7 protein-coding genes are annotated in these 6330 nt (G+C 76.3%); 4 read left to right on the top strand and 3 right to left on the bottom strand.

What is annotated here, in order from left to right:
• Positions 1–95: 95 nt before the first annotated feature.
• Positions 96–1367 (bottom strand): MBL fold metallo-hydrolase, encoded by a 1272-nt coding sequence (locus AB0C99_RS39300; protein WP_362485264.1) that lies wholly within the window; start codon positions 1365–1367, stop codon positions 96–98.
• Positions 1368–1496: 129 nt separating this feature from the next.
• Between AB0C99_RS39300 and AB0C99_RS39295 the strand changes: the two genes are divergently transcribed.
• Both AB0C99_RS39295 and AB0C99_RS39290 read left to right on the top strand, forming a co-directional pair.
• Positions 1497–2675, top strand: a complete 1179-nt coding sequence (locus AB0C99_RS39295) for a Glu/Leu/Phe/Val dehydrogenase dimerization domain-containing protein (RefSeq protein WP_362485262.1) — start codon at positions 1497–1499, stop codon at positions 2673–2675.
• A 1-nt stretch (position 2676) separates the two neighbouring features.
• Entirely contained in the window at positions 2677–3348 is a 672-nt protein-coding gene (locus AB0C99_RS39290) for a TetR family transcriptional regulator C-terminal domain-containing protein (RefSeq protein ID WP_362485260.1), read from the top strand.
• A 62-nt stretch (positions 3349–3410) separates the two neighbouring features.
• On the opposite strand, the gene AB0C99_RS39285 is transcribed toward AB0C99_RS39290, so the two are convergent.
• Both AB0C99_RS39285 and AB0C99_RS39280 read right to left on the bottom strand, forming a co-directional pair.
• The gene (locus AB0C99_RS39285; protein ID WP_362485258.1) at positions 3411–4208 is read right to left on the bottom strand and encodes an SIMPL domain-containing protein; all 798 of its coding nucleotides are present in this window, start codon (positions 4206–4208) and stop codon (positions 3411–3413) included.
• A 98-nt stretch (positions 4209–4306) separates the two neighbouring features.
• Positions 4307–4954 carry a hypothetical protein gene (locus tag AB0C99_RS39280; RefSeq protein ID WP_362485256.1) on the bottom strand — a complete coding sequence of 216 codons (648 nt, stop codon included), beginning with the start codon at positions 4952–4954 and terminating at the stop codon, positions 4307–4309.
• Positions 4955–5052: 98 nt separating this feature from the next.
• Between AB0C99_RS39280 and AB0C99_RS39275 the strand changes: the two genes are divergently transcribed.
• Positions 5053–5256: a hypothetical protein gene (locus AB0C99_RS39275; protein ID WP_362485254.1), complete on the top strand. Its 204-nt coding sequence runs from the start codon at positions 5053–5055 to the stop codon at positions 5254–5256.
• A gap of 379 nt (positions 5257–5635) precedes the next feature.
• The gene (locus AB0C99_RS39270) at positions 5636–6292 is read left to right on the top strand and encodes a hypothetical protein (RefSeq protein ID WP_362485253.1); all 657 of its coding nucleotides are present in this window, start codon (positions 5636–5638) and stop codon (positions 6290–6292) included.
• Positions 6293–6330: the final 38 nt, after the last annotated feature.

Raw genomic sequence — 6330 nt, 5'->3', positions numbered from 1 at the left:
GCGAGCGCGACCGTCGAGTGCAACGGCGACGGCGCCAGCAAGTACCCGGTGGCCATCGGCAAGCTCGCCATCTACAGCTGCAACGGCAGCTGGCCCTAGGGAGTCGGCGCGGTCTCCTGTGCGCTCCGGCCGCTGTCGGCGCGCCGCTCCCCCGCCGCGTCCGCCGCGTCCGTGACGCCCGCGTTCGCGTGCGCGCCGGTCCGGGCGGCGGACGGGCCGGCCGGGTCCGGGCCGCCCCAGCCGCCGGCGGGCGGCTGCGCGACGGCGCGCCACCACGGGGCCTGGGGCAGGTCCTTCGCGCCCGGCTCGAAGGGCTCGCCGGGGCGCGGCAGCGCGAGCGCCTGCCCGGCCTCCGCGCCGGCGGCTACGGTGCCCTCCCCCGGCTCGGCCCACGGGTGCGGGGCGAGGTTGAAGGTGCCCCAGTGGATCGGCAGCATGACGCCGTGCGGGGCGCCGCCCTGCAGGTCGAGGTGGGCGCGGACGCCCTCGGCGGGGGTCATGTGGATGTCGGGCCAGTACTCGGAGTAGGCGCCGATCTGGATCATGGTCGCGTCGAAGGGGCCGTGGGCGGCGCCGATCTCGGCGAAGCCGGAGAAGTACCCCGTGTCGCCGCTGTGGTAGATCCGGTGCTCGGGGCCCTCGACGACCCAGGAGGCCCAGAGGGTGTGCTGCTGGTTGCGCAGCCCCCGGCCGCAGAAGTGGCGGGCCGGGGTCGCGGTCAGCCGCACCCCGCCGACCTCGGTGGACTCGTTCCAGTCCAGCTCGCGCAGCCGCGAGGCGGGCACGCCCCAGTGCTCCAGGTGGGCGCCGACGCCGAGCGGCACCGCGAAGACGGTGTCGGTGCCGGCCAGCGCCTTGATGGTGGGCAGGTCGAGGTGGTCGTAGTGGTCGTGGGAGATCACCACGACGTCGACCGGGCCGAGCGCGGCCAGCGGTACGGGCACGGGGTGCAGGCGCTTGGGGCCGGCGAAGGCGAACGGGGAGCAGCGGTCGCCCCAGACCGGGTCGAAGAGCACCCGGCGGCCGTCGATCTCGGCGAGGACGCTGGAGTGCCCCATCCAGGTGATCCGCAGGCCCGAGGCGGGCGGGCGGGCCAGGTCGGCGAGGGTGGTGGGGTGGACGGGGATCGTGCCGGTGGGGGCTCGGCGCGCCCGTGCCTCCTTCTCGAAGTAGATCTTCGCGAACTCGACCGTGGAACCGGACGGCCGGTGCCGGGCCCGCTCCGGGTTCCGGAAGACGCCGTCCGCGTAGTTCGGGGAGCGGCGGATGCGCGCGAGGCGCTCGCCCGTCGGGTCGGCGCCGAATGCCTCGGGGCGCAGCGCGCGCAGCCGTGCCCGCAGGGAGTGGTCGGGGCCAGTGCCGGTCACAGGACCTCCTGAAAGTCGAGGATCTTTTCATTATGGGCGGCCCGCCGGGTCCGGCGCCCGGACGATCGGCGATACTGAACCGTCATTCAGTAAAGCCGGGAGTACCCGGGAGTACCGAGGAGTACGCCGATGAGCGCCGCCCCCCTGCTGAGCGTCGGCTGGACCGACCACGTCACCGGCCGCCGCGGGTATCTGGTCGTGGACCGGCTGGTGCGCGGGGTGGCCAGCGGCGGGCTGCGGATGCGCGAGGGGTGCACGGCCGAGGAGGTCGCGGGGCTGGCGCGCGGGATGACGATGAAGGAGGCGCTGCACTACGACCCCGCCGCACGGTACGTGCCGCTGGGCGGCGCCAAGGGCGGCATCGACTGCGACCCGCGCTCCCCGGAGGCGTACGGGGTGCTGGTCCGCTACCTGCGTGCGATGCGCCCGTACGTCGAGCGCTGCTGGACCACCGGCGAGGACCTCGGGCTGACCCAGGACCTGGTGGACCGGGCGGCGGCGGAGGCGGGGCTGGTCTCGTCGGTCCAGGCGGTGTACCCGCTGCTCGACGACGAGGCGGCGGCCCGCGCGCGGCTCGCCGACGCCTTCGCGCTGGAGGTGGACGGGATCGGCCTGGACGAGCTGGTCGGCGGCTGCGGCGTGGCCGAGGCGGCGCTGACGGCCCTGGACCGGGCGGGCACGCCGTACGCCGGGGCGCGGGTCTCCGTACAGGGCTTCGGGACGATGGGCGGGGCCACCGCGCGCTTCCTGGCCCGCGCGGGGCTGCGGGTGGTCGCGGTCGCCGACGTCGCGGGCACGATCGTGAACCCGGCGGGCCTGGACGTCGAGGCGCTGCTCGCGGCGCGCGACGCGTACGGGGCGGTGGACCGGGCGGCGCTGCGGCCCGGGGACCGCGAGGAGGCCGGGGACGCGTGGGTGGCCGTGGACGCGGAGGTGCTGGTGCCGGCCGCCGTCTCGTACGCCGTGGACGCGGCGAACCAGGAGCGGGTGCGGGCGCGGCTGATCGTGGAGGCCGCGAACATGCCGGTGCTGCCGGAGGCGGAGCGGCTGCTCGCCGCGCGCGGGGTGACGGTGCTGCCGGACGTGGTCGTCAACTCGGGCACCAACGCCTGGTGGTGGTGGACCCTCTTCGGCGATGTCGAGGCCGACGCGGACGCGGCGTTCGCGCAGGTCAGGCGGGCGATGCGGAGGCTCGTCGGGCAGGTGCTGGACCGCGCGGAGGCGGACGGCACCAGCCCGCGCGCGGCGGCGCACGCGCTGGTGGAGGCGCGGCTGCCGGAGATCGCCGAGCGCTACGGCTGGTACTGACGTGGCGCGCGTGCGGCTGGATCCGGCCCGGCGGCGCGAGGCGCTGCTGCGCGCGGCCGTCGCCCGGATCGAGGCCCAGGGCGTGGCGGCGCTGCGGATCGCGGACGTGGCGGCGGACCTCGGGGTCAGCGCCGCGCTGGTGCTGTACCACTTCGCGAGCAAGGAGCAGCTGGTCGCGGCGGCCTTCGCGCACGCGGCCGAGGAGGACCTGGTCCGGCTGCGCCGGGTGCTGGACCGGCCCGCCCCGGCGCTGCCCCGGCTGCGGGCGGCGGTCCGCTGGTACGCCCCGACCGGCCGGGCGAAGGGCTGGCGCCTGTGGATCGAGGGCTGGGCGGTCTCGCTGCGCGAACCGGCGCTGCGGGAGGTCGCCGGGGCGCTGGACCGGGAGTGGAAGGCCGCGCTGGCCCGGGTGATCGCGGAGGGCGCGGCGGCCGGCGAGTTCACCTGCCCGGACCCGGCGGGCACGTCCTGGCGGCTCACCGCCTTCCTGGACGGCCTGGCCGTCCAGACCACCGCCTACCCCGGCGCGCTCCCCCGCGCGACCCTGCTGTCCTGGGCGGACGAGGCGTTGGCCCGCGAGCTGGGGCTGCCGGGCGCGGGCGGGAGCGGGGGCGGGGCGGCCCCCGGGACGCCGGACCCCGGGATACCGGACCTCGGGATACCGGACCCCTAAGAGCCGGACCGGGCAGCCCCGTACCCGTACCAAGCCCCGTACCCGCCCCCGCCCCCGTCGCCTCAGACCAGCTCGTAGACCGCCGTCACCGACACGTGCTCCTCGATCTCGCCGGGGGCCAGGGGGACGCTGTCGCCGCCGTCGGCGGGGGCGCTGGGCAGGGCGCCGGGGGTGGGGCGGACGCTGTCGCCCTCGGTGAGGGAGACCAGGCGGCCGAGGCGCCGGCCGCTCAGCGCGGCGTGCTGGGCGGCCTTGTCGCGGGCGTCGCGGAAGGCCGCTTCCCGCGCCTTCGCGCGGAGCGCGGTCGGGTCGGAGACGTCGAAGGAGACGCCGTTGACCCGACCCGCGTCCCCGGTCGCGTCGCCGACCGCGCCGATGACCTGCCCGGCCTTGTCGATGTCGCGGACCTTGACCGAGAAGCTCTGCCCGGCCTGATAGCCCGTCACCTTGCTCTCGCCCTCGGGTGTCTGGGTGTAGACGGGCGAGAGGGACAGGCTCTCGGTGCGCACGTCCCGGTCGGCGATGCCCTGCGCGCGCAGCGCGGCGAGGAGGGCCTTGGCCGCCTCGCTCTGCGCGGCCATCGCCTCCTTGGCGGTCGGCCGGGTCGCCTCCACGCCCACCGAGACCACGGCCAGGTCCGGCGCGGCCGACGCCCGCCCGCTCCCGCTGACCGTGACGGTGGTGGCGGCGGCCCGCGCGGCGGCCGTGCGGGCCGGGCCGGCGGCGCTGCCCGGCACGGCGGCGACGGCGGGGGCGGCCGCGCCGAGCAGCAGCCCGCCGAGGACGGCCCCGACGGCGAGCGCGCGCCCGGTGCGGACGGAGGTGCGGGCGGGCTGGCTTCCGGGGTGACGGGGCGTCATGGAGGGGTCCCTTCGGGGATGGTGGTCGGCGCGCACATCCCACCAGCCGCCGCCCCCGGCGGCGCAGCGCCACTCCTGGCGCGCCCGCCTCCTTCACCTCAGCAGGCGAGTGCGAGCGGCGGGCGCCACACCGCGCCGTCCCCGGCGGCGCCCGCCCTGGGCGTGTAGGCGAGCGGCACCAGGTGGGTGGCGGCGGCGGCCTCGTTGCGGGTGCCGAGCCAGAGGTCGATGACCTGCCAGGGCCGGCCGTCGACGACGGAGACGGTACGGGGCTGGCCGCCGCAGCTGTTGGCGTCGAAGACCCGGCGCCCGTTCGCGGGCGCGCTCCAGCCGACGTTGCCCGGCGCCTCCCAGCCCGAGTAGAGCGAGGGCGCGGTGGCGTAGCCGATCGGGGTGCCCGCGCAGTAGCCGCAGGCGGGGTCGGCGTACGTCAGCACGTACAGGCGCGCGACGGGGTCCCAGTAGCCGCCGGGCCCCTCGACCTTGCGCAGTCCGGCGACCTTGCGGACGCCGACGCCGCTGCCGCCGCTCCCCGACGGATCGAGCTGCTCGATGTTGAGCTGCGCCGCGCCGGGCAGGGTGCAGACCAGGGCGGGGGGGGTCGCCGGGGGTGCCCGCGTCGAGGAAGCCGAAGTCGCCGTTGCCGGCGCAGATCCGGAGCACGGGCTTGCGGTACCAGCCGTCGGGGCCGGCGCCGGGGCCGCAGGGTCCGGCCGCGGAGGCGCAGCCCATCGCGTTGTAGGCATTGTTCCGTTTGTCGACGGTGTAGTGCCGGGGGCTGTTGAACCACAGCACGAAGGCGCCGTCGTCGCGGCCCCAGCCGGACCGCCGGATCATCCGCGGGTTGAAGCAGCCCTGGCCGGTGGAGCCGCAGGTGTCCTGCCAGGAGTCGTCGGTCCAGGGGTCGACCGTGGTGGGGTCGAAGAGCTGCCTGGGGGTGCTCCAGGGTCCGCGGGGCGTGGGCGCGGTGGAGACGCCGAAGCCGCACCAGGGGGTGCTCCTGACCAGCCACTCGAAGCCGCAGGCGTACATCGTGCCGTACAGGTAGTACGTGTCGCCGAACTTGGCGAGCTGGCCGTCGTGGAGGTCGACGCCGGAGATCGTGAACGCGGGCGGCGGGGTGTCCCGCCCGGGTGTGGCGGCTCCCGCGGGCGGCGGCGGCGCGAACAGCGCGGCCACGGCGAGCAGCAAGGTGGCGAGGGACTGACGGACGCGCACGGGCGCCCCCTCCTCCGGGTCCTGGGACCCGGTCCTGGAACGGCGGTCATGAACGGCCGTCCCGGGAACCGGTCCTGGAGCGGCGGTCTGGAACAGCGGTGCACCGATGATCCCGCCGCCGCCCCGCCACCCGGGCCCGCCACGCCCGTTGTCGGTGCCGCTTGGTAGAACTTCTGGCACCACCCGAAACGACGTCGTCTGGAGCGCTCATGACCATTGGGGATCACCTGCGGGACTTCCACGGCCTGCCCGTGTTCGAGTTCCCGGCCCCGGGAGCGGCGGTCGAGCTGCCCGAGGCCGCCTCGGTGGCCTGGCGGCTGTCCGCTTCCACGTACGCCGACCCCGGGGAGGAGAGCTGGGAGCCGCTGTTCGAGCGCTTCCTGGCGACCGTGGACACCACGGCGGTGCGGGCCGTCGTGGTCGGCGGCTGGGAGGAGGCGTACGACACCTCGTCCGCCGCGATCGTGAAGGCGCTCGTCGGGGCGAACGACCGGCTGACCGGCCTGGAGGCGGTGTTCCTCGGCGACATGACCGTCGAGGACTGCGAGATCTCCTGGATCATCCAGTCCGACGTCACCCCGCTGCTCGCCGCCTACCCGGCGCTGCGCGAGCTGGGCGTGCGCGGCGGCACCGGGCTCGCCTTCCCGCCGGTGACCCACGGCGCGCTGCGCGCCCTGGTGGTGGAGACCGGCGGGCTGGGCGCCGAGGTGGTGCGCGGCGTCGCGGCCAGCGACCTGCCGGCGCTGGAGCGGCTCGAACTGTGGCTGGGCACCGAGGAGTACGGGGCGGACACCACGGTCACGGACCTGGTGCTGCCCGCCGCCGAGCGCCGCTCGGCCAAGCGCCCACCGTCCTGGGTGAAGTGACGAGGAGCCCTCTCCGATGGAAACAGCCCCCGCCGGGT

This window comes from Streptomyces sp. NPDC048659, from assembly GCF_040650575.1.
Taxonomy (GTDB): Bacteria; Actinomycetota; Actinomycetes; order Streptomycetales; family Streptomycetaceae; genus Streptomyces.
The sequence above is the reverse complement of the archived record's forward strand: the minus strand, read 5'-3'. Positions and strand labels throughout refer to the sequence as shown.

What these genes read in the sequence shown, in the direction of transcription:
- AB0C99_RS39295 (WP_362485262.1), top strand. Translation starts at nt 1,497, where the DNA reads ATGAGCGCCGCCCCCCTGCTGAGCGTCGGCTGGACCGACCACGTCACC.
- AB0C99_RS39285 (WP_362485258.1), bottom strand. Translation starts at nt 4,208, where the DNA reads ATGACGCCCCGTCACCCCGGAAGCCAGCCCGCCCGCACCTCCGTCCGC.
- AB0C99_RS39280 (WP_362485256.1), bottom strand. Translation starts at nt 4,954, where the DNA reads ATGCCTACAACGCGATGGGCTGCGCCTCCGCGGCCGGACCCTGCGGCC.
- AB0C99_RS39270 (WP_362485253.1), top strand. Translation starts at nt 5,636, where the DNA reads ATGACCATTGGGGATCACCTGCGGGACTTCCACGGCCTGCCCGTGTTC.